This window comes from uncultured Neptuniibacter sp., from assembly GCF_947498015.1.
In the GTDB taxonomy this organism is placed as follows: Bacteria; Pseudomonadota; Gammaproteobacteria; order Pseudomonadales; family Balneatricaceae; genus Neptuniibacter.
This window is the reverse complement of sequence record NZ_CANMIR010000005.1, coordinates 76,990-101,626: the sequence shown is the minus strand read 5'-3', so window position 1 is coordinate 101,626 and position 24,637 is coordinate 76,990. Positions and strand designations below refer to the sequence as shown.

The following is a 24,637-nucleotide window of genomic DNA, read 5'->3' as shown; positions in this document are numbered from 1 at the left end:
GCTTTACGTACACTCTGTTACTCAGGGCGCGTACGGATATTTACCAACAGGTCATTCAAGCTTGCAGCTTTAGGCTTAACCAGCCAGAACTTACCGATGAAGTCATCAAGATTATCAACAATCTCCTGACCCCAAGCACTACCTGTTTCCTTAGTGAATTCGATGATCACTGAGCGCAGATGATTTTTATAAGCTTCCATATTTTCAGTGTGGATGCGCTGAATCTCTACCAGCTCGTGGTTGTACTTATCCACAAAGCTGTTGTCCAAATCCAACACATAAGCAAAACCACCGGTCATACCTGCACCGAAGTTATAGCCAGTCGGACCAAGGACAGTCACCATACCACCTGTCATATATTCGCAGCAGTGGTCACCCGCTCCTTCGACAACGGCATGTACACCGGAGTTACGGACAGCGAAACGCTCACCCGCCTGACCCGCAGCAAACAACTTACCACCAGTAGCGCCGTACAAACAGGTATTACCCATGATAGAAGTTTCATTTGATTTAAATGTAACTTCATCAAATGGACGGATAACAATCTTACCGCCAGCCATACCTTTACCAACATAATCGTTAGCATCACCTTCAAGGTACAGATTCTGTCCGCCCGCGTTCCAAACACCCAGAGATTGACCTGCGTGCCCTTTGAACTTAAAGGTGATCGGCTTGTCATTCATACCCAGGTTGCCATGCGCTTTTGCAATAGCACCGGAGGTACGCGCACCTACAGAACGGTCACAGTTGGTAATGGTTAACTCCCATTCACCGCCCTGCTTACCTTCGATTGCAGCCTGTGCGAGCTGAATCATCTGAGTGTTCAGCTCTGCCGTATCATATGGCTCGTTGCGTTCAACCTGACATGTATTAGGGAACTCCTCACCAGCAGATGCCAGAATCGGAGACAGATCCAGATTCTTCTGACGTGAAGTTTCACCCTCAAGTACCTCCAGCAGATCAACACGACCCACCAGCTCTTCCATTGTGCGCACACCCAACTGTGCCATCAGTTGACGCGTCTCTTGAGCGACAAATCGGAAGAAGTTCTTAACCATCTCAACTGTGCCACGGAAATGCTCTTCTCGAAGCTTATCATTCTGAGTGGCAACACCGGTCGCACAGTTATTCAGGTGACAAATGCGTAGGTACTTACAACCCAGGGCTACCATAGGCATGGTTCCGAAGCCGAAGCTTTCAGCACCCAGAATAGCGCCCTTAATAACATCCAGACCTGTTTTCAAACCACCATCCGTCTGTAGACGAACAGAGCCACGTAGCTGGTTACCACGTAGAGACTGATGCGCATCTGCCAGACCCAGCTCCCAAGGGGAACCCGCATAGTGAATAGAGGTCATAGGTGACGCCGCTGTACCGCCGTCATAACCCGAAATGGTGATCAGGTCAGCATATGCTTTGGCTACACCACAAGCGATCGTACCTACACCTGGGCGTGATACCAGTTTTACGGATACCAGCGCTTCAGGGTTAACTTGCTTAAGATCGAAGATCAGCTGCGCCAGATCTTCAATCGAATAGATATCATGATGCGGTGGTGGCGAAATTAGCGTAACACCAGGGACAGAGTAGCGTAGTCGGGCAATAAGGCTATTAACTTTACCACCTGGTAGCTGCCCACCTTCACCCGGCTTCGCACCCTGAGCAACCTTAATCTGCATAACTTCTGCGTTAGACAGATATTCTGGGGTTACACCAAAACGTCCTGAAGCCACTTGTTTAATCTTAGAACGCTTCATGGTGCCATGACGCGCCTCATCTTCACCACCTTCGCCAGAGTTAGAGCGCCCGCCCAGCTCATTCATGGCAACAGCCAATGCTTCATGCGCTTCAGGTGAAAGAGCACCCAGAGACATCGCCGCCGAGTCAAAGCGAGGGAAGATATTTTCAATCGGCTCAACTTCATCGATTGAAATAGATTTCACATCTTTACGCAGACCTAACATGTCACGCAGGGTCGCATATCCACGGTTATTAACCAGGTCAGCATAGCGCTGATACGCATCCTGACTTCCGGTTTCTACCGCTTCATGAATAGTACGTACAACGTCCGGGTTGTATGCGTGATACTCGCTGTCATGCTTATACTTTAACAAGCCACCAGCCTGAATAGGCTTGCGCGCAGTCCAGGCTTCCTTAGCCAGCAAGCCTTGTTCAAACTGGAAGTCTTCAAAGCGTGCACCTTCAATTCGGCTGGTCACACCTTTGAAGCAGAGATCAACAACTTCCGAACTCAGGCCGATCGCTTCAAACAACTGCGCACCGCGATAGGAGGCAATTGTGGAGATACCCATCTTAGACAGGATCTTCATCAAGCCCTTGTTAATCCCTTTGCGGTAGTTCTCATGAGACTGCAGAGGATCAATCTGGATCTCTCCTGCCGCACAAAGGTCATTCAGTACACGGTATGCAAGATATGGATATACTGCTGTTGCACCAAACCCAAATAGAACAGCGAAATGATGAGGGTCACGGACGGTGCCACTCTCTACCACGATATTCGCATCACTACGCAACCCCTTATCGAGCAGGCGATGGTGAACAGCACCGGTCGCTAATGCAGCATGAACTGGCAAACTACCACGCGCAATACCTGCATCTGTAAGAATAAGGATGACTTTACCATCGCGTACAGCCTGCTCTGCCTGATCTGCAATACCTTCGATAGCGCTTTCGAGCGACTGCGTCGCAGCATCATAATTCAGATCGATCTGAGCAACGTCGAAACCCTGCTCCTGATTATCACGCAAACGATTAAATTTGCTGGCAGAGAGTACAGGCGTTGTCAGAATAACGCGACGGGCATGTTCCGGCGTCTCTTCAAAGACATTACGCTCAGCACCGATACATGTCTCCAACGACATCACAATCGCTTCACGCAACGGGTCGATCGGTGGATTGGTTACCTGAGCAAACTGCTGACGGAAGTAATCGTAGATCGAGCGTACACGATGAGACAGAACAGCCATTGGCTTGTCATCACCCATAGAACCGATCGCTTCCATACCACTTTCGCCAAGTGGACGCAGAATCTGGTCTCGCTCTTCGAAAGTGACCTGGAACATCTTCATATAGGTCTTAATCTCATCCGCTGACATTTCGCGGAATGATTTAGACTCTTCGTCGAGGCTCATAGTCTGCTCAAGACGCAGAGCGTTCTCTCTCAACCATTTTTTATACGGCTGAGCAGATTTCAGACGATTATCCACATCACGAGTATGCAGCACATCGCCTGTTTCAGTATCAATAGCCAGAATCTGACCTGGTCCGACACGCCCCTGAGCAACAATATCTTCAGGCTGATAGCTGAAGACACCGATTTCAGAAGCCGTACAGATATATCCCTGCTTGGTCATAACCCAACGAGACGGGCGCAAACCATTTCGGTCTAGCATACAGACAGCAAAACGACCATCTGTCATAACCATTCCCGCAGGGCCATCCCATGGCTCCATGTGCATAGAGTTGTAGTCATAGAATGCACGCAGATCCGCATCCATCGTATCAACATTCTGCCAAGCTGGTGGAACGATCATACGAACAGCACGGTAGATATCCATACCGCCTACCAACAGGAACTCCAGCATATTGTCCATGCTGGACGAATCAGAACCTGTCGTATTTACAATCGGCTGCAACTCGTCAAGGTTTGGTAGCTGCTTAGTAGCGAACTTACTAGCACGTGCTTTCGCCCAGTTACGGTTACCCTCAACAGTATTAATCTCACCATTATGAGCTAAGAAGCGGAATGGTTGAGCCAGAGGCCAACGCGGTGCAGTGTTAGTAGAAAATCGCTGATGGTAGGTACATACCGCAGTTTCCAATCGCGGATCTGCCAAGTCTTTATAGAAGACTGGCAGGTCAACCGGCATGGTCAGTCCCTTATAAGAGATAACCTTGTCTGAGAAACTACAGATGTAGAAATCTTCTTCCGCAGCCATTGCGATTTCGGCTTTACGGCGCGCAACGAACAAGCTAATAGCCAGTTCTCGCTCACTCTTACCATCCGAAGTGATGAATACCTGCTCAATCAAGGGCAGTGTATCTTTAGCAATAGGACCGAGGCAGGCATCATCCGTTGGCACCACACGCCAACCAGCCACACCCAAACCTTCATTTCTAATTGCCGCATCAACCGCGTCACGCGCTTTGCCAGCATCTGCTTGGCTGCGTGGTAGGAAAACCATACCTACCGCATAAAATTCGCCCAGTTCGGCGCCTAGTTCTTCCTGCGCTACAGCACGTAAGAAGCCATCAGGCTTCTGCATTAACAGACCACAACCGTCGCCTGTCTTTCCGTCGGCAGCGATACCACCGCGGTGTGTCATGCACGCAAGTGCTTCGATCGCCTTTTCCAGAAGATCGTGACTTGCCTGGCCTTGCATGTGTGCCATAAGGCCAAAGCCGCAGTTATCTTTGAACTCACCGGGGCGATAAAGACCTTTGCTCATAAGCCATTCCCACTTAAAAATACTTAAAAATCAATATCTTAATAATTCTTTTTGCTGCAATATATGCGCCACTCAGCAAAAAGGGACAGCTATTCTACACGCCAGGGAGGTTTGGGACAAATTTCAAACAGTTAACTTAGGAGGAAAAAAGGGTATTCAAGCACCAAACAACACACGCAACCAATTGTTTTAAAACTATTTTTTCTTGCGTATATCTATTTGCACACCTTGGACACTTCTTGCCCATGGACGCACCTTTCTAAGAGCAGCAGGCAACCTTTTGATAGAAGCATTTGCAAGATCCCGGTTAGCATATTGCCCATAAACCACGACAAACCAAGGCGCTCCTTTATATACGGTGGAAAATAGGTAGAACTTATCCGGCTCCTGCTGTGACTTAACAAAACCCAAGGCACTTTCTTCGGATCTGGCCCCTAACATCTGCAATGTATAGTCACTTGATGACCAGGAAAGTAAATCCTTCTCATCAGAAGAAACATCGACACCTTTTGCAGCAGGCTCAACCTCTTTAACGGTTGGGTTGCGATTTACCGACAGAACAATCTCTTCTTTATTACTAATTGAGCTCTGTTTTTTACTTGCCGCAACTACAGATGGAGATGGCTCCACAACAACTGTCTTAGCCGAAGCCACAGGAGCACTAACTGGCGCTGAATCCTCCGCCAACCGCTCCTGCTCAACTTCAATCTTAGCTTCTTGCTCTTTCAGGCGAGCCGCCAGATCTGCCTTTATTTTTTCAGCTAATGCATTCTCATCTAACGCCTTATCTTGTAACTGCTCAGCGCCCTCAACTGCTTCTGTGGCCACTGGTTCAGTAGCAGGGGTGACAGTTACAACCTCCGCTTCATTCTCAGCAGGCACAGGCAAGGGAACTGACACTCGCTCGGTGATCTCCAACTCATCCACCACAGCTTTTTCTGGCATAAACTGCCATAAAGAGAGCGCTACGATCGCCATTAAAACAAACCCGATCCCAAGCATATGGATACCAGGTAGCGGAAATGCTGTTTTTTTCTTTGAAGCCTTAGAGCTAATAACCTTACCACCAGCCAACAGCGTCTCAATTCGACCGGGCATACCATCCCCCAACTGAACCAGCTCCCTCTTTTGCTTTTCGGGCAACGTTGAAAGTTCAGGATGGCAGATCTGCAGATACTCATATGACTCTTCACGAGTCATACTTGGAATTTCAATATGGTGAACCCTTCCCTCCATATGCTTGACCAGCTCTGAACCCAGAACTTTCTCGGCATACGACTCCCCAGATATTAAAACCAGCTGAGCGCCCGAAGCGTGAAGATTAATTAGAAGATTAAGGGCATTATCGGTTAACTGCTCAGCATCATCGATAATGATGAGGCACTTTTGCCCAGCGGAACTTACCGCTTTCAGCTGCGCACTAAAGGCGTGTAATTTATCTGAAAAAGCCCGATCTACTTCATCATGAGATGGGAATTGAGATGACAAATGCTCAAGTAGCACTTGCTCATTGAGTTCCAGCTCTGAACAGACATGACAAGCAACAAGTGTGGTATCACCTTGCTCAGGCAGCAACTGAGAAAGCAGTGTACTTTTGCCTGATCCTCTTTCTCCGGAGATAACCAACAAAAAATCAGAAAACCTAACCCAGTGCTTGAGCTTGTCAAGTAATTGGAGTCGACTTGGTGGTTCGAAGTAGATATTAGGTTTCATTTTGCTTCATAACAAAGAATTTCTATTCAACAGCACTGCCCAAGACTTTTCCCTGCTTTCAGAGTCTCTTTGAGTAAAGCTGCATCAAAATCAGAAGTCACTGTTGCCATACCTATTTTTTCTAGCAACACCAATCTGATATTCCCATCAATCACTTTTTTATCTACAGACATTAACTCAATAAACTGATCAGATGAGATCGTTTCAGGGGGATAAACAGGTAAATTTGCCGCTTCTAATATTGACTTTATACGCTGCACATCTTTACCTGAGATCCAGCCCAACCGGCATGAAAGATCTGCAGCCATCATAGTTCCAGCCCCAACAGCTTCTCCATGCAACCATGCCCCATACCCTTCAGATGTCTCAATCGCATGCCCAAAGGTATGCCCTAAATTGAGCCACGCACGAATACCAGCCTCTTTTTCATCTTGAGCTACCACTTCAGCTTTGATTGCACATGAACGATAGATCGCCTGCTCTAATAACTCCGGCTGCAACCCCATCAAGCCATCAATATGATCTTCAAGGAAACAAAGAAAGGCCTCATCGTAAATCAAACCATATTTGATAACTTCAGCCATACCCGCAGAAAGCTCTTTTTCTGGCAGAGTCCCCAAAACATCCGTGTCAATAATGACACATTGAGGCTGATGAAAGGCCCCAATCATATTCTTCCCTTTTGGATGGTTAACCCCAGTTTTTCCTCCCACAGAGGAATCAACCTGAGACAATAGCGTTGTTGGAATCTGAATGAAATTCACTCCACGCTGATAGCAGGCTGCAGCAAAACCGGTCATATCACCGATCACACCGCCACCCAAAGCGACCAGTGTTGTGGTTCGGTTATGCTGACCATCCAATAGCGAATCAAAAATGGTATTAATCTGATTTAGATCTTTATAACGCTCACCATCCGGCAGCACGACTGTGCCCACTTTGAAATGAGATGGAATAGTGGCTTTTAAACGCTCAAGATACAAAGGCTCAATTGTTTCATTAGTAACAATCAGGAGCTGAGACCCTTTTATATAAGGTACTAACAACCCCTTATCCAGCAATCCCTGACCAATATAAATTGGATAACTTCTGTCACCAAGTTCAACTTTCAATTTTTGCATACTAAGGATTCTATTCAGATTCTAGAGGGGAGCTTGCTCTCAATTGCTTTATGATTTCATTTGCAACTGCACGAGGATGCCTTTTATCAGTTCTGACAATAATATCAGCGGCTTCTAGGTAAAGCGGATGCCTTTCCGCCATAAGTGTTTCCAGAACCTCTCGAGGATTCTCTGTTTGAAGCAATGGGCGGTTCTTGTCCCGGGATGTCCTATCCAACTGCTGTTCAACCGATGTTTCAAGATATACCACAGTCCCGTTTGCCTGCAGACAAGTTCTGTTTGTCAGACGCTTGACTGCACCACCACCGGTCGACAGCACGATCGACTTCCTGTCACTCAACTCTGCTATAACAGACTCTTCGCGATCTCTAAAACCATCCTCTCCTTCAACATCAAAAATCCACGGAATATCTGCACCCGCTCGTGCTTCAATCTCGCGATCAGAGTCTAGGAATTCGAGTTTAAGTTCCTGCGAAAGCAAACGGCCTATGGTGCTTTTGCCAGCTCCCATAGGCCCAATAAGAAATATATTCAATTCGATAAAACCACTACTGCGATCTAAGCGAGTTTCTTACCAGTTTAGGTGTAATAAATATCAACAGCTCAGTTTTCTCAGACTGGTTTTCTTTATTACGGAATAACGCACCCATCACTGGCAGGTCACCTAACAATGGTATTTTATTGACTGTCTCACTGGTTTCGTTTTTAAACACACCACCAAGAACAATAGTCTGACCATCCGGCACCACTACTGATGTTTTGAGCTCGTTATTATCGATACTTATCTCACCATTTGGCAACACTTGACCTATGGAATCCTGCTTAATTTCAAGATCTAAAGCGATTCGATCACCTGGATTAATACGCGGAGTTACATCGAGGCTAAGCACAACATCTTTAAATTCAATGTTCACCTCGCCTTCTTCAACCGTCTGGAAAGGAATTTCCGACCCTGATTGAATTAACGCAGGCTTACCATTCGTAGTCATCACTTTAGGCTGAGATACAATTTCCGCTTTACCATCTGACTCCAAAGCGGAAAGTTCCAAAGCTAACAAACTACTCGTCCCTGGTTTAAAGCCAATAGCAATAGCACCTGCGTTCTGTGCTGTTGCCCCCAAATCAACCTGCAAACCTGCTGCAGTAGGAGGTGAGCCAAAATCAATTGACCCAATATCACGGTTTACGATCCATCCCTCTCCATTATCAACATCGTTATACCCAAAGCCCCATTTAACACCAAGATCTTTAGTTACATTTGACGTTGCATTAACCAGTCGCGCCTCAACCAACACCTGCTCTACTTCAACATCAAATTTCTTCAGTGTCTTACGAACTTCAGAAATCGCTTTATCGGTATCTCTAATCATCAGCACATTTGTTTCATCATCTGCCATGATGAAACCACGCTCACTGGTGATGATTTTAGCCTCCTGCATCGCTTTCATCATATCAGAGGCTTTTCGAAAATCGACCTGAATAAACTCTGTTCTTAAGGGGGACAATTGTTCCACTTGCTTTGAATTTTCTAGCTCCTGTTTTTCACGAGCTGCAATTTCTGATGCCGGCGCGATTAGTAGTACGTTACCAACTGTACGCTGATCCAGACCTTTTGTTTTCAAAATAATATCTAAAGCCTGATCCCATGGGACATTCTTTAATCTAAGTGTAATATTGCCACTAACTGTATCACTCACTACCAAGTTCAACTCTGCAACTTCCGCAATAATCTGCAGGACAGATCTCAGCTCTACATTTTGGAAGTTTAGGTCGATAGGCTCTCCACCAAATGGGAAGAGATCCTTCTCTCGTTCACTTTTCTGCGCAGCAGATTGTGGTTTAAAGTCAAGAACCAACTGATTATCAGTCTGGTAGGCTAGGTATTCATATGGTTCTGCACTTGGTTTTAAAAGAATACTGGTATTACCACCATTGGCCATTGAGTCGATAAACATCAATGGTGTAACGAAATCTTGCACATCTACTCGTTGTTCGAGCGCCCTTGATAATTGAGCACCAACCAAGTTTACAACGACATTACTACCCTCTTCCTGAATATCTACACCCGCCTTATCATCAGATAGAGTAATCGTAACCCGACCAACACCACCTTCAACCCGTTCAAAGTCAATACCGCTCACTTTAGTACGATCAGATACTGTAGCAATTCCGCTCTTAGGTTTAGCAGTTACCAAACCATCTTTTGCAGCAACCGGCACGGATAAGCTTGACTGCTTATTACCAATAACAACAAAGAGACTATTCCCCTCTGTATAAGTCTTGTACCCAGAAGCTTCATACAGACTCGTTACAACTCTCAACCGTCCGTCCGCCTGTGCGAAATCAACTGCATCTACACCACCAGTTTTAACATCAATAGAACGGCTTTTTAGGTCGCTCTCGACCCCCCAAAGATCCATAACTAATCTAGCGGGTTGATTGATCATATATGCTTGCGGTTCTGGCGGTGCCGACTCAAAATCAAACCTCAGCTCGACCTTACCTCCAGGAAGCGATACAAAATTTGCATTTTTCATTAAAACTTCTGCTGCCGCCCACTCCGACAGTGTCAGACCTAAAAAAAGCATACATAAAAAATGGCTTTTTGCTTTAATGTACGCTTTTACGTCTGTAATCATGGGGACCTGTATCATCACTGTTTTATCCCTTATTCCTGCTCTTCCAAGGCAAGGCTACGTGGTCTTTTCATCCAACCACCGCGACCATTTGAAACTATTTCTACAAGCTCTATCTGTCTTTCAGACATCTCTACAATTTCACCATAGTCAAGTCCCATGTAGCTCCCCACATGTACACGGTGAATTTCTGAATTCCCGTCCTTAATCAACCCCCAAAGCTCATCACCCTCTTTTTTGGTGATTGTACCGACCATTACCAACTGATCTATCGCGAAGGACTCTAGGTACTCTTTATCCCGAGCTTCGTCCGGTTTGATATCAGAATTTGATGCCCCTAATGATGCATTATCTTGTTCATCATCAACGATTGGCAATAGAGGCTTAAAAGGGTCTCGCATTGAGGCCCCTTTGTAGACAAAGCTGTGGTAAGGCTTAAACTCAGGCAAAGGAGCAATCTGTCCTCCTGGTGCTCTCTGGGCATCCGCAACAAACCTTTTAAGATCTGATGTTTCGTCTACCCAATCAACACACCCACTGAGAATCAAGATAATCAAAGCAAGGGGCATTAACCTTAATTTATATATCATCCTGACGCCCTCACTGCTCATCATCATATCGGTATGTCTTAGCACTAATACTCATAGAAACCTCACCTTTAGTAGGTTTAATGGAATAATTATGCAAAGTAACAATTCTTGGGAGGGCTGCAATACCACTTACAAATTGCCCTATCTGGTGATATGACCCCTGTACTGAAATATTTATAGGCAGTTCCACATAAAACTCTTGTTTTCGTTCCGAAGCAAGACCTATAGAGCCAATATTCAAACCACTATCTGTGCCTATCAAGGTAATATCATCCAACAGTCCGGGCACTTCCTTATCTGTAGGCAGCTGCTTGAGAAGTTCGGAAAATTTTTCTTCAACATCTGCCATCTGTTTTCTCAACGCTTCAAGGTTCGCTACCTGAAACGCTTTATTTTGAAAAGAATCCTTAAGACCCTTTTCTTTGGCCACTTCCCTTTCTAAATTGACCTTTTTATCAGTTGCGTAGTAATACCAACCACCAACTACTATGACTGCCATCAACAATACATAACTTACTATTTTGACCCCAATTGGCCAATTACCTGCTGTTGAAACATCAAGGCTATTCGGATCAAACCCTTTAAAAGCATCATGAAAAACGCTCACTGCTCATCCTCCTTTTTAGGCTTGACCAAAGGCACTGACAATTTGAATGATTTTTTGTTCTGCGTTCCACCAACACTACTCAACGCTGGCTCACCAAACCAGATAGACTGATCAATGCTACGCATCAAAGCGGAGACCTCTAAGTTATCAGTGGAGCGACCACTAATAGCTACTTTTTCACCTTTCCTATCAATAGAAGAGTAGTGCACTCCATCTGGCAAAACTCTGACAAGCTCATCAAAATTCCTGACAATTAGCGGCCTTGAACCCTGAAGATCCTGGATCGCAGTCAATCTTTCAAGTAGCGCTGCGCGCTTTGCCTTAAGCTTTTTGATCTCTGCGATCTGCTTATCAAGTTTTTTGGCCTCAGCTCTTAAATAATTATTCCTCTCTAGCTGCCGGTCTTTCATTAGGTCGTAGTAATAACCTACCGCCAGAACTATACCAACAGCCACAACCGCTGATACGAAAAGATTAATACCGAATTTCTGTTGCCTTTCCTTAGCCCGCTCTTCACGCCAGGGCCTTAAGTTAATCGTAGCCATAGCCCTTAGTCCTCTAATCCACGCATTGCGAGGCCGCATGCTTTAACTAATGAGGGCGCATCGCGCTCCAGCCTCGAACGATTAATTCTTGATTCAACAGACATATTTACAAATGGATTCGCCATCTGTGTAGTGATGCCCAACTCCTCTGAAAGCTGGTTGGCCAACCCATCAATTGAAGCTGTACCACCCGAAAGGTAAAGCGAAGAAAGCTCGCCATGAGCTCCTGATGAATAGAAAAACTGAAGAGAACGAGAAACCTGCTGTGCAACAGTTCCCCTAAATGGAAGCACGACCATCTCAGCAATTTCCGATGAAAGTTCATTCAGGCGAAGAGCCTGTTCAACTTCCTCGATACTCATGCCATATTGCTGATGAATAGAATTTGTAAGATCGTTACCACCGAACGCTTGCTCCCGGCTATAAACGATCTCGCCTTCTTTAAACACATTAAGCGTAAGAGTAGCTGCACCGATATCAACAACACCCACTAAACTTTCTGGATTTTGCTCACTCGAAGCCATTAAGGGAAATGTGCGCTCGACCGCGAATGTATCAACATCCACAATCTGACACTGCATTCCGGATGCGCTGATAGCATCTTCACGCTGATCTACATCTGTTCGCCTACAGGCGACTAACATGACTTGGTTTAAACTATCACTACCCTCCACCGGACCAAGCACCTCGAAATCAAGTGCAACCTCATCTAGTGGATATGGTATAAACTGATCCGCTTCCACTTTAATTTGGTCTTCCAACTCAAACTCAGTGAAAGCATTACTCATCTCAATTCGCTTAGTAATAACAGCGGATGCAGGAACCGCAGCCACAGCAGCACCCAGTTTGCCACCAGCCACTTTGATTGCTTTCTCAATCGTTCCAGCAACCTCGCCCACATCTTGGATATTACCATCTATAACTGCAGTGGGGGGCAAAGAAACAACAGCGTATGCCTCCAATGCATATCCATGACCACTCTTTGACAGAGCAACCAGCTTTACCGATGAAGAGCCAATATCCAGCCCTACTAAGCTACTCGACTTGTTCCCCAATAAGCCAAACACAAATTATTTCCCTAACTTAATGCTGCGTTAATCTGCATATCATACTCTAGGATATATCTAACAGTTATTAAACCATTTTAAATTCAATATACGCTAGAGCTTGATGGCAACCTGTCTATATAATAGACCCTTCTTTCTCTTTTACTGTCAAAGACTAGCATGTCAGCTATGATTTCGCTTTTCAAACTTTTGTTTAAATTAGGTATTTTTTGTTTCCTTCTTTGCTCTGCAGCAATTACAGGCGCATATTTATATTTTGAGCCTCAACTCCCCAAAGTTGAGACACTTCGTGACATTCATCTACAGACGCCTCTGCAGATATATTCCAAGGACAAAAAGCTTATCGCTGAGTTCGGTGAAAAGCGACGCACCCCTGTCCGTTTTGAAGAGATCCCGCCTCAATTTATTCACGCATTAACTGCAGCCGAAGATAGTCGTTTCTTCAGTCATTTTGGTATCGATATCAAAGGACTGACCCGAGCAGCCTTCCAACTTGCCACAACTGGACGGATACAAAGCGGCGGCTCCACCATCACAATGCAAGTTGCTAAAAACTTCTTCCTGACACGCGAGCGCACATTCACTCGAAAATTCATGGAGATTCTGCTCGCCCTAAAAATTGAACAGGAACTCAGTAAAGAAGAGATCTTTTCACTCTACATCAATAAAATTTACCTTGGTCACCGATCTTATGGCATTCAGGCAGCCTCTAATGTCTATTACGGCAAGAATCTGAAAGACTTGAGCCTTTCTCAATTCGCCATGATCGCAGGCCTCCCTAAAGCCCCCTCTGCCTATAACCCAATCACAAATCCATCTCGTGCAATTGAACGTAGAAACTGGATATTAAAGCGAATGCATTCGCTAAGTTTTATTAACGACCAAGAGCTAGAAGAAGCATCAAACGCCCCCGTCACCGCCAAGTACCACTCAAAAGAGATTGAGCTCAGAGCCTTCTATCTCGCAGAAATGGTCCGCAAGGAGCTTTATGACATCTACGGCGAAGAGCTATACACAGACGGCTACAAGGTTTACACCACAATTCAAAGCCCACTGCAGGAAGCCGCGAACAACGCTGTTTCCAATGGCCTGATAGCCTACACCGAACGCCATGGGTATTTTGGCCCCGAAGCGCAATGGGACCTTAAAGGCCTAACCGAAGCTGAACTATCCCAAAAACTTAACAAAGTCATCAGCTATGGTGTCCTGGAACCTGCTCTGATTCTATCCATCTCCGACAGATCAGCGACCCTACTACTGAAAGATGGCCAAAAAACCGATCTGACATGGGAAGGTCTCTCATGGGCAAAAAAACACATCTCGGTTAACCGCACCGGCAAAGCGCCACAAAAAGCATCCGATGTAGTGCAGGTTGGCGACCTGATTCGCATTAGATTCAAGGACAACATAGCCCATCTGACCCAGATTCCTAAAGTGCAGGGCTCTCTGGTATCACTGGCACCCCAGGATGGAGCGATCGTCTCATTGGTAGGTGGATTTAACTTCACACATAATAAATTTAATCGCAGCACACAGGCCGTTCGCCAACCGGGATCAAACTTCAAACCTTTCATCTACGCAGCAGCTCTGAACAAAGGCTACACCCCTGCATCCTTAATCAACGACGCCCCTATTGTTTTCCACGACAAAAACCTGGAAGGCAACTGGCGCCCTGAAAACTATAGCCGGAAGTTTTACGGTCCTACCCGACTGAGGGAAGCACTCTATAAATCCAGAAATCTGGTTTCAATCCGCCTACTTCGCTCGATCGGAATTGATACAGCCCAAGACTATCTTCACCTTGCGGGTTTCGACAAAGACAAACTACCTAATAACCTCTCTCTCTCACTCGGTAGCGCTGATGTGACGCCCTTACAACTGGTAACAGGGTATGCAACCTTCGCTAACGGCGGCTTTAAGGTGACGCCTTATTTTATTGACCGGATCGAAAACCCTAATGGGGAGCTGCTTTTTACTGCCCACCCCAAAACAGCTTGCAAAGAGTGCGACCCAGAAGCCATTTCAGTCGATACAATCGCCCCCAGGATCTACGATGAAAAGGTTGTATTCCTGACATACAACATCATGCAGGACGTTATTCGACAAGGCACTGGCCGAAAGGCACAGGTACTTAAGCGGAATGATATAGCTGGGAAAACAGGCACCACCAATGATCAAAAAGACGCCTGGTTCTCTGGCTTTAACCAGGACTATGTAGCGACGGCCTGGGTAGGCTTTGACCAACCCACCACTCTAGGAAGAAGAGAATTTGGTGGTACAGCCGCACTACCAATCTGGATCGATTTCATGCGCGAAGCACTCAAAGAAAAACCGGAAAACGCACCCATCCCACCTGAAGGGATCGTCAATGTGAAGATCGATCCGCGCAGCGGCAAACTTGCTTACCCAGGGCAAGCCGATGCGGTATATGAATACTTTAGAGAGGAAAATGTACCAACAGGGTATGCCGCCCCCACCAGCATCAGCAAAAGCAACTCAGCAGAAGAGCTGTTCTAAGCCCAAATCCAAACTTTTCAGACACAAAAAAACCGGCACTAAGCCGGTTTTTTAAGATCAAAATCACCCTTAAGACAGCGGGTAACTCTCTGGCAGCGGCAGACGCGCAACACCAGTATCGATAGCAGCCTGCGCTACAGCTGTCGACACAGCACCCAGCAGACGGGAATCTGTTGCCTTTGGAATGATATAACCCGGACCAAACTCCAGCGAATCCAGACCATAAGCATCTAGTACTTCCTGAGTTACAGGCTCTTTAGCCAGATCGGCCAACGCACGAACAGCAGCAGCCTTCATCTCTTCATTAATTGCAGTAGCACGAACATCCATCGCACCACGGAAGATGAACGGGAAGCCAAGTACGTTATTAACCTGGTTAGGGAAATCAGAACGACCTGTTGCCATGATCACATCATCGCGAGTCTTATGCGCCAATTCAGGGCGAATTTCCGGATCAGGGTTTGCACACGCAAATACAACCGGGTTAGCAGCCATCTTGGAAAGTTGCTCACCTGATAGCAGGTTCGGACCAGACAGACCAACAAATACGTCAGCACCATCAATTGCATCATCCAGTGTGCGCTTATCCGTTTCTGATGCAAATGCTGCTTTCTCTGGAGTCAGATTGTCACGACCAGAGTGAATCACACCGGTACGGTCAATCATGTAGATATTCTCTACTTTAGCGCCCATGTTAACCAGAAGCTTCATGCAAGCATGAGCTGCCGCACCTGCACCCAGACATACGATAGATGCCTCATCCAGTTTTTTACCAGCAATTTCAAGCGCGTTAATCATACCGGCAGCCGTCACAATCGCTGTACCGTGCTGATCATCATGGAATACCGGAATGCTGCAGCGCTCAATCAGTGTACGCTCAATCTCAAAACACTCAGGTGCTTTAATATCTTCCAGATTGATACCACCAAAGGTATCTGCGATACGTGCGACCGTATCGATAAATGCCTGTGGACTTTCAGCGTCTACTTCGATATCGATTGAATCCAGACCAGCAAAGCGTTTAAACAGTAACGATTTACCTTCCATCACTGGTTTTGAAGCTAACGGGCCCAAGTCACCCAGACCCAAAATTGCAGATCCATTAGAGATAACGGCAACCAAGTTACCTTTTGCTGTATAGCGATACGCATTTTCTGGATCTTTTGCGATTTCACGAACCGGCTCAGCTACACCCGGGCTATAAGCCAAAGAAAGATCAAGCTGAGACTCAGCTGGTGTAGACAGCTCCACGCTGATTTTACCTGGACGTGGAAACTCATGGTAATCAAGAGCGGCTTGTTTCATATCATCAGACATAGCTGCTGTTCCAATCTAGTTAAAAAGTCGAACAAAGAACTATATAGAAAAGGGTTATTTCGAACAACTGCCAGAATCGTTCAACAGGCTTTTTTTCTGACCGATAAGCCTAAAGAACTAAAAAAATGGTGCCAAAGCGGTGCATTCAGACTTATCTTCTAATAATCGAAATATGATCCACATGCGTCAGCTTCATAGACCAAGACAACGCATCGGTGATTTTTTTAGAGACCTTGGTGCGAATCCAACCTCTTAAATACACCTCTTCACCCACCAATCCAGACAGTTCATCGACCCCTTCAATACTGCACAGACCTTGAGCTATGGTTTGATCAATAAAAACGGCTAAACGCCCATCGAGATCCAGTAGGTATCCCTTCTCAATTTCTTTGACCGCTCTAATGCGCCCACGAAGTAACCTGAAACCTGACAGATCACCAGCCAGAGCTCTCACATCAACCCAGGGACGATCTTCCCAAAGGTTTCTCTTCTTAGCGCGTGCTACCGCTTCTGCGCTCTTGATACATCTTGAAAATCTAAGGTTTGGCGGGATAGATATTGAATAGGCGAGCCCTTCAGAAACCATCTTCTCTGACACCAAAGATCCATCAACAAAAAGATGTCCGAGCCAGCGTTTGTAGCGGTCTTGCTGCTCAGACCCTAAGGTTAACCGCAGGTCACCCGATTTAAGGAGCCGAGAGATAAAAACCGCAGCCTCTCTGGCATAAGGCTCATCCTGCTTCCCCTTTCTGACCAACTCTGGGGTATTCATCCCGATCAGACGAAGTCGACGACCATCATCCAATAGCACAGTATCACCATCATAAACATGTGCGATCTGTACAAGCTCAGCATTCTCAGGCACAGAACAATCACCTGCTAACACTATTTCGCCCCAGAAAAGAAAAAAGGCGCTCCATAATGGAAGCGCCTTTTTCAGAATTCGCAAATGCGACATCACTTATTTTTTCAGGCCACGAGAACCGAAACGCTTGTTGAAGCGATCGATACGACCACCAGAAGTCGCTTCTTTCTGCTTACCCGTGTAGAAAGGGTGGCAAGCGGAGCAAACGTCCAAGTGAATATCTTTACCAAGAGTAGACTTGGTTTTAACAACGTTTCCGCAAGAACAAGTAGCGGAAATTTCTGTGTATTCCGGATGGATACCAGGTTTCATGATAAGCCTCTTTATATTCATGCCGCCACCTGATCTTCTGCCAGGCACCGCATTGATTTAAACTACCGGTAATGACACCGGCTCGTTAAGTAGGCGGCGAATTATACGCATGCCGATAAAGCTTAGCAACTCAAAAACCGCTTAAATAATGAGCAACAAAAACTAAATGACAATTTTAAGACTCGCGATCCCAAGCCCATTACGCCGACTCTTCGATTACCACCCCCCTGCTGGCATCGAAACAGACCAGCTTACCGTGGGTGTACGCGTACGAGTGCCTTTTGGTCGACGTGAGCTTATCGGCATTTTGGTGGAGCTACCGAGCGAAAGCGACTTTGATTCCTCCAAGCTCAAATCAGCGACCGAGATTCTGGACTCTACTCCACCGCTCCCCCTCCATCTTCTAAAACTTGCCCGCTGGGCTGCTAGCTACTACCAGCACCCGGAAGGGGATGCTCTCCAGCAAGCGTTACCTGTTCTTCTCCGAAAAGGCCACCCTTGTGAATACCAGCACGAATTCCTATGGAAAGCCTCTGAGGAGGCTTCACTCTCGCAATTAAAAGCAAATGCATCCCGACAAAAAGAGCTTCTACAACTTTTAATAGAGCACCCATCAGGCATCAGTACCGATGCAATCAAGGCGGAAGGCGGCCAGATTTCGGCTCTCAGCATTTTGGAGGAGAAGGGTCTGGCAGAATCCTTCCAACGGCAGCATAAACAGAGTAGCCAAGAGGCTCTTCATGAAGCCGGCCTCACTCTCAATGCAGAACAGAAGAGCTGTCTGGAGCAAGTAAACCAGAGCCCAGGCTTTGCCATCCACCTCCTTGAAGGCATTACCGGCTCTGGCAAAACTGAAGTATACCTCCAGGCAATAGAGAAGGTCCTTCTCGAAGGTAAACAGGCCCTCCTGCTGGTACCCGAGATCGGACTCACTCCCCAAACTGTAAGCAGATTCAGACAACGCTTTAATATGCCGGTTGTTGCCCTCCACTCCAACATGAGTGACCGGCAACGCCTTGATGCATGGCTACAAGCCAGAGAAGGGGTAGCCAGAATCATCATCGGTACCCGCTCGGCAATTTTCACCCCCCTCCATAAACCCGGGATCATTATCATCGATGAGGAACACGATCCATCATTTAAGCAACAAGATGGATTTCGCTACTCCGCTCGAGATCTTGCAGTGATGCGAGCCCGTGATGAAAAGACCCCAATTCTACTGGGTAGCGCCACCCCTTCGCTTGAAACGTTACATAATGCGATCGAGGGTCGCTACCACTGGTCAAAGCTGACACAACGCGCTGGTAATTCAGCTCCCCCTGAGTTTCGCCTTTTAGATATACGCCAGGAGAAACTACAAGATGGACTCTCAGGGTTATTAATAAACGAGATAAAAGAGCATCTCGAAAGCGGCACCCAAGTTCTGATCTTTCTTAATCGCAGAGGCTTTGCGCCAACACTGACCTGCCATGACTGCGGCTGGATCGCAGATTGCACCCGCTGCGATGCGCATATGACACTGCACCAGAGGCCGCCACACCTGCACTGCCATCACTGTGACAAACAATCAGGCATCCCACACCACTGTCCTGAATGTAACAGTGACCAACTGCAGCCAGTTGGGGTCGGAACGGAACGTAGCGAACAAGCATTACAGCAACTCTTCCCCAAATTCCCGGTCATCCGAGTCGATAGGGACAGTACTCAGCGCAAAAATGCGATGCATGAGATCATGACCCAGGTGCACACGGGAGAACCATGTATTCTGGTAGGCACCCAGATGCTAGCCAAAGGACATCACTTCCCTAAAGTCACTCTGGTCGCCATTATCAATGCTGATGCCGGCCTCTTCAGCGCCGATTTCAGAGGAATGGAGCGAACTGCTCAGTTAATACTACAGGTAGCAGGACGTGCAGGGCGTGCAGATCATCCAGGTAAAGTATGGATGCAAACTTACCATGCCGACCATCCAACGCTGCAGACGCTGATAGAACATGGCTACAGCGCTTTTGCCCAAGAAGAGCTCCACCACCGAAAAATTTCGCAGCTTCCACCATTTAGTCACTACGCGCTGTTGAGAGCGGAAACACCCCACAAAGGCAGGGCGGAAGCATTTTTAGGAGCCCTACGTCAACAACTCGAAGAGGATATGCTGTTACCTCACGATGTCAGTTGGATCGGTCCCTTCCCCTCCCCGATGGAGAAGCGGGCCGGAATGCATCGCGCTCAACTGATGATCTACGCACAAAATCGCAAATCCCTGCATCAGTTACTGGCCAATCTTTGCTGGTACCTTGAGCAAAACAGGGAAGCCCGAAAAGTACGCTGGTCGATCGATGTTGATCCTACGGATACTTTTTAAGCAGTTCACACCCACTAGCTCTTAACAAGACAGACTTTTACAGGGATAATACGCGGTTCTTTCAGGGCCACTTTCACTGAATCCAATTCAGGTCCTCGGGCTCACCGACTGACTCCTAACGGTATACGTACACGAATGAAACAGATTATTGCAGAGCTGATCGAATCCGCACTACACACACTGATTGAAAACGGCACTCTGCCTGAAGATGTGCAACCGAAGATCATGGTTGAAAACACCCGTGACAAAAGTCATGGCGATTACGCTTCCAACATAGCCTTGACGCTAGCAAAGCCCGCCCGATCAAATCCACGCCAATTAGCCGAAAAACTGGTTGCTGCCCTACCCCAGTCTGACAATCTAAAACGCACAGAGATCGCAGGCCCCGGTTTTATCAACTTCTTTATTAGCGGTGCATCTACCAGCAGCCTGGTAAAAACCATTCTCGAAGAGAAAGGGAACTATGGTCGCAATAATGACGGAGCAGGACGTAAAGCTCAGGTCGAGTTTGTCTCCGCTAACCCAACTGGCCCGCTGCATATCGGCCATGGACGTGGCGCCGCAGTTGGTGACTGTCTCTGCCGGTTGATGGAAGCCAATGGCTGGGAGGTAACCCGTGAGTTCTACTACAACGATGCAGGACAACAGATCAACAATCTGGCTTTGTCTGTCCAGGCTCGCTGTAAAGGTTTAACGCCTGACGACCCAAGCTGGCCAGCAGATGGCTACCGCGGTGGTTATATAATCGACCTTGCGGAAAGCTTCATGCGTGGCGATACCGTCAAATCAGAAGACCAGTCTTTCACGGGAACGAAAGATGCTGAAGACCTTGAAGCGATTCGCCATTTCGCTGTCGCATACCTGCGCCACGAACAGGATCTTGACCTCAAAGCATTTGCGGTCGATTTCGATGTCTATTTCCTGGAATCATCTCTCTACTCTGAAGGCAAAGTGGAATCAGCGGTTCAAACCCTGATCGAGAATGGCTTTACCTATGAGCAAGAGGGTGCACTATGGTTGCGCACCACTGATTTCGGGGATGATAAAGACCGCGTTATGCGCAAAAAGGATGGCGGTTACACCTATTTCGTCCCGGATGTGGCCTACCACCTTAATAAATGGCAGCGCGGGTTTAATACCGTCATCAATGAGCAGGGTGCAGATCACCACAGCACCATTACCCGTGTTCGTGCGGGACTGCAGGCGCTGAAAGCAGATATCCCACAAGGATGGCCTGACTACGTTCTGCATCAGATGGTCACCGTCATGAAAGGCGGTGAAGAGGTTAAAATTTCAAAACGAGCAGGCAGCTACGTTACTCTTCGTGATCTGATTGAAGAGGTCGGTCGCGATGCAACCCGCTATTTCCTGGCCGCACGAAAATCAGATAGCCATCTGACATTCGATATTGACCTGGCCCGCTCAGAATCCGCAGATAACCCTGTTTACTATATCCAGTATGCCCACGCGCGTGTCTGCTCCATTTTCCGCAAACTTAGCGAGAATAACCTAGAGTGGGATGAGGCTACAGGTATCGCAGCCCTGGACCACCTGGAGCTGGAATCTGAGAAAAATCTGGTTATTAATCTTGGGCGCTATCCTGAGGTCGTCAAAAATGCAGCGTCGACCCGCGAGCCACATCAGATAGCCAACTACCTGCGTGACCTGGCGGGAGATTTCCACACCTATTACAACTCAGAGAAAACCCTTGTTGAGAGCGCAGATCTGCGTAATGCCCGTCTGACTCTGGCGGTCGCCGTTCGACACGTATTGGCAAATGGCTTAGATTTACTTGGCGTTTCAGCACCGGAGCAGATGTAACCCCATGGCATCCAGGAAGGACTACGCCAAGAACAAGCGCGGCAAAGCATCAGCCAGCCGCGCCAGACCTGCTGCGAAAAAGCCACCGGTACAGAAGAAAAAAAGCTTTCCTACCGGACTGCTAGCAATCACCCTGCTGCTACTTGGAGGTTTGGGCTACGGGCTCTACCACCTAACCAAAGTAACCCCGGAAAAAGTAGATACTCCGATCAGCTCCATCAGCAAGCAGGAGATCCATAAACCACAACCAAAGAAGCCGGTTCCCAAGCCAGCCGTGGTTGAGAAATCTGCTGAGAACCAAGACAAAAAGCGTTTTGAGTTCTACGAGATGCTGGAAAAAAGCGAGGTTGAGACTTCTCAGGTCGATGCTTACAAATCCACCCCTAAAGATGCCAAATCGCAACACAGCTATCTGCTACAAGCTGGGTCCTTCAAGATCAAAGCCGATGCTGAACGGATGCGAGCACAACTGATCCTGATGGGGCTTCCAAATGTACACACCAGCCCCAGCACCAGCAAAGATGGCTCCACATGGTACCGGGTGAGAACCGGACCTTTTGACAACCGCTCTCGCCTGTCAAAAGCCTACGACAAACTGGTCCAGAAAAACATCCAGCCTCTTCGAATTAAGCAGTAGCACCAGACTGCTATTTTGAGCCCGCTTTTTAGCGGGCTTTTTCATATATACGCCTTGAAATTCATCGCAAAGTCACCATCTTCCTGTAAACCCTAAACAAACAGCGCCATGCTTCATCGTTTCATGACCGGCCTGTTTACAAACGCCCTTTTCAGGAGCAGCTTAATGACAACGATTGTATCGGTACGTCGTGGTGACAAAGTCGTCGTAGGTGGCGATGGTCAAGTATCACTGGGTAACACTGTCATGAAAGGCAGCGCTAAAAAAGTTAACGTGCTGCACAAACATGATGTCATTACAGGATTCGCGGGATCTACCGCAGACGCCATCACTCTCAGAGATCTGTTTGAAGCTCAGCTAGAGAAGCACCAGGGCAACATTGTGAATGCGGTCATCCATCTGGCAAGAGAGTGGCGGAGTGATCGCGTTTTACGCCGACTTGAGGCGCTCATGCTGGTTGCCAATAAGGAGAAGACCTACCTGATCTCAGGGAGCGGCGATGTAATTGAACCTGAAGACGGTGTGATCGCTATCGGCTCAGGGGGCAACTTTGCACTGGCAGCCGCCCGCGCACTGACTGACAACACCGAACTTGGTGCTAAAGAGATCGTTGAAAAAAGCCTGCATATCGCAGCAGGTATCTGTGTATTTACCAATGACAACCTGACCGTCGAAGAACTCGACTCAGCCGTTTAATCCAGCTTAAGGAGTTTCCCTATGTCCAATATGACCCCACGTGAAATCGTTTCCGAGCTGGATCGCCATATTATCGGTCAGGATGAAGCCAAGCGCTCCGTCGCAATTGCCCTTCGCAACCGCTGGAGACGCATGCAGCTTAACGAAGAGCTGCGTGTCGAAGTCACCCCAAAAAATATCCTGATGATCGGTCCAACCGGCGTTGGTAAAACCGAAATCGCTCGACGCCTGGCAAAACTCGCCAACGCTCCTTTCATTAAAGTGGAAGCCACAAAGTTCACAGAAGTGGGTTATGTAGGGCGCGATGTTGAAACTATTATTCGCGATCTTGTCGACATGTCGATCAAAATGTTGCGCGAGCAGGAGATGGAAAAAGTTCGCTTCCGCGCAGAGGAGGCCGCTGAGGAGCGCATTCTTGACGCCCTATTACCTCCCGCACGACAGGCCGGTTTTGGTGAAGCAGAGCAGCCTCGCGAAGACAGCGCTACCCGCCAGGTATTCCGTAAGAAACTTCGCGAAGGCCAACTGGATGACAAAGAGATCGATATCGAAGTCTCACAACCGCAGGTTGGGGTAGAGATCATGGCCCCTCCAGGCATGGAGGAGATGACCAACCAGCTACAAAGCATGTTTTCCGGTATGGGCGGTGGAAAGAAACAGAGCCGCCGTCTGAAAATTAAAGATGCTTTCAAGATGCTTGCCGATGAAGAAGCGGCAAATCTGGTTAAAGAAGATGAACTAAAACAGAGAGCTGTTGAACTGGTTGAGCAACACGGCATCGTCTTCCTCGATGAGATCGACAAAGTTTGCAAAGGTGGTTCAAACAGCAGCGGAGATGTATCCCGTGAAGGCGTTCAGCGTGATCTCCTTCCTCTGATTGAGGGCTGCACCGTTAGCACCAAATACGGCATGATCAAAACAGACCATATTCTGTTTATTGCCTCCGGTGCATTCCATCTGTCTAAACCCTCTGACCTCATCCCCGAGCTGCAGGGCCGTTTGCCAATCCGCGTAGAACTCAACGCGTTGACACCTGATGATTTCAGAAGAATTCTGAAAGAACCTAACGCCTCCCTGACCGAACAGTATAAAGCGTTGCTGAACACTGAAGGGGTCACTGTCGAGTTCGCTGACGAAGGGATCCACCGCATTGCTGAGCTGGCATTTGAGGTGAATGAAAGCACTGAAAATATTGGCGCCCGTCGCTTGCATACCATGATGGAACGCCTACTTGAAGAACTCTCCTTTGCCGCATCCGATTGCTCAGGACAGACCATCATTGTGGACAAAGCGTTCGTTGATCAGCAGCTCAGCGAACTAAGCCAGGATGAAGATCTGAGCCATTACATCCTCTAAATCCGG

18 protein-coding genes are annotated in these 24,637 nt (G+C 47.4%); 6 read left to right on the top strand and 12 right to left on the bottom strand.

Annotated features, from left to right (window positions below; genetic code table 11):
• Nucleotides 1–17: 17 nt before the first annotated feature.
• The 9 genes from gltB to pilM all read right to left on the bottom strand — a co-directional run bounded on the left by gltB (nucleotide 18) and on the right by pilM (nucleotide 12,748).
• A complete protein-coding gene (gltB, locus tag Q0882_RS08110; RefSeq protein WP_299179969.1) occupies nucleotides 18–4,469 on the bottom strand; it encodes a glutamate synthase large subunit in 4,452 nt (1,483 codons plus the stop codon).
• Between the two features lie 195 nt (nucleotides 4,470–4,664).
• A complete protein-coding gene (locus Q0882_RS08105) occupies nucleotides 4,665–6,182 on the bottom strand; it encodes an AAA family ATPase (RefSeq protein WP_299179966.1) in 1,518 nt (505 codons plus the stop codon).
• Nucleotides 6,183–6,208: 26 nt separating this feature from the next.
• Entirely contained in the window at nucleotides 6,209–7,303 is a 1,095-nt protein-coding gene (gene aroB / locus Q0882_RS08100) for a 3-dehydroquinate synthase (RefSeq protein ID WP_299179964.1), read from the bottom strand.
• A gap of 10 nt (nucleotides 7,304–7,313) precedes the next feature.
• Complete coding sequence (gene aroK / locus Q0882_RS08095; protein WP_299180483.1) at nucleotides 7,314–7,844, bottom strand: shikimate kinase AroK; 531 nt, start codon at nucleotides 7,842–7,844, stop codon at nucleotides 7,314–7,316.
• Between the two features lie 7 nt (nucleotides 7,845–7,851).
• On the bottom strand, nucleotides 7,852–9,942 hold the full coding sequence (pilQ, locus tag Q0882_RS08090) for a type IV pilus secretin PilQ (protein ID WP_299179961.1): 2,091 nt from the start codon (nucleotides 9,940–9,942) through the stop codon (nucleotides 7,852–7,854).
• Nucleotides 9,943–9,971: 29 nt separating this feature from the next.
• Nucleotides 9,972–10,508, bottom strand: coding sequence for a pilus assembly protein PilP (locus Q0882_RS08085; RefSeq protein ID WP_299180481.1), 537 nt, complete (start codon nucleotides 10,506–10,508; stop codon nucleotides 9,972–9,974).
• A gap of 31 nt (nucleotides 10,509–10,539) precedes the next feature.
• The gene (locus Q0882_RS08080; RefSeq protein ID WP_299179959.1) at nucleotides 10,540–11,136 is read right to left on the bottom strand and encodes a type 4a pilus biogenesis protein PilO; all 597 of its coding nucleotides are present in this window, start codon (nucleotides 11,134–11,136) and stop codon (nucleotides 10,540–10,542) included.
• Nucleotides 11,133–11,681: a PilN domain-containing protein gene (locus Q0882_RS08075; protein ID WP_299179957.1), complete on the bottom strand. Its 549-nt coding sequence runs from the start codon at nucleotides 11,679–11,681 to the stop codon at nucleotides 11,133–11,135. Before Q0882_RS08075 ends, Q0882_RS08080 begins: the two co-directional genes overlap by 4 nt.
• Before the next feature lie 5 nt (nucleotides 11,682–11,686).
• Nucleotides 11,687–12,748 (bottom strand): type IV pilus assembly protein PilM, encoded by a 1,062-nt coding sequence (gene pilM / locus Q0882_RS08070; protein WP_299179955.1) that lies wholly within the window; start codon nucleotides 12,746–12,748, stop codon nucleotides 11,687–11,689.
• A gap of 159 nt (nucleotides 12,749–12,907) precedes the next feature.
• Between pilM and Q0882_RS08065 the strand changes: the two genes are divergently transcribed.
• A complete protein-coding gene (locus tag Q0882_RS08065; RefSeq protein ID WP_299179952.1) occupies nucleotides 12,908–15,265 on the top strand; it encodes a penicillin-binding protein 1A in 2,358 nt (785 codons plus the stop codon).
• A gap of 69 nt (nucleotides 15,266–15,334) precedes the next feature.
• Here the strand turns inward: Q0882_RS08065 and Q0882_RS08060 are convergent, their stop codons facing one another.
• From Q0882_RS08060 to rpmE, 3 genes are all read right to left on the bottom strand, one after another.
• Entirely contained in the window at nucleotides 15,335–16,582 is a 1,248-nt protein-coding gene (locus tag Q0882_RS08060; protein ID WP_299179949.1) for a malic enzyme-like NAD(P)-binding protein, read from the bottom strand.
• A 151-nt stretch (nucleotides 16,583–16,733) separates the two neighbouring features.
• The gene (locus Q0882_RS08055) at nucleotides 16,734–17,447 is read right to left on the bottom strand and encodes a thermonuclease family protein (protein ID WP_299179947.1); all 714 of its coding nucleotides are present in this window, start codon (nucleotides 17,445–17,447) and stop codon (nucleotides 16,734–16,736) included.
• Between the two features lie 96 nt (nucleotides 17,448–17,543).
• Nucleotides 17,544–17,759: a 50S ribosomal protein L31 gene (gene rpmE / locus Q0882_RS08050; RefSeq protein WP_299179945.1), complete on the bottom strand. Its 216-nt coding sequence runs from the start codon at nucleotides 17,757–17,759 to the stop codon at nucleotides 17,544–17,546.
• A gap of 166 nt (nucleotides 17,760–17,925) precedes the next feature.
• Between rpmE and Q0882_RS08045 the strand changes: the two genes are divergently transcribed.
• From Q0882_RS08045 to hslU, 5 genes are all read left to right on the top strand, one after another.
• Nucleotides 17,926–20,121 (top strand): primosomal protein N', encoded by a 2,196-nt coding sequence (locus tag Q0882_RS08045; protein ID WP_299179942.1) that lies wholly within the window; start codon nucleotides 17,926–17,928, stop codon nucleotides 20,119–20,121.
• 135 nt (nucleotides 20,122–20,256) lie between these two features.
• Nucleotides 20,257–21,942 carry an arginine--tRNA ligase gene (gene argS / locus Q0882_RS08040; RefSeq protein WP_299179940.1) on the top strand — a complete coding sequence of 562 codons (1,686 nt, stop codon included), beginning with the start codon at nucleotides 20,257–20,259 and terminating at the stop codon, nucleotides 21,940–21,942.
• A 4-nt stretch (nucleotides 21,943–21,946) separates the two neighbouring features.
• A complete protein-coding gene (locus Q0882_RS08035; RefSeq protein ID WP_299179938.1) occupies nucleotides 21,947–22,579 on the top strand; it encodes an SPOR domain-containing protein in 633 nt (210 codons plus the stop codon).
• A gap of 165 nt (nucleotides 22,580–22,744) precedes the next feature.
• Nucleotides 22,745–23,275 carry an ATP-dependent protease subunit HslV gene (gene hslV / locus Q0882_RS08030; protein WP_299179936.1) on the top strand — a complete coding sequence of 177 codons (531 nt, stop codon included), beginning with the start codon at nucleotides 22,745–22,747 and terminating at the stop codon, nucleotides 23,273–23,275.
• A 21-nt stretch (nucleotides 23,276–23,296) separates the two neighbouring features.
• Entirely contained in the window at nucleotides 23,297–24,631 is a 1,335-nt protein-coding gene (gene hslU, locus Q0882_RS08025) for an HslU--HslV peptidase ATPase subunit (protein WP_299179934.1), read from the top strand.
• Nucleotides 24,632–24,637 lie beyond the last annotated feature (6 nt).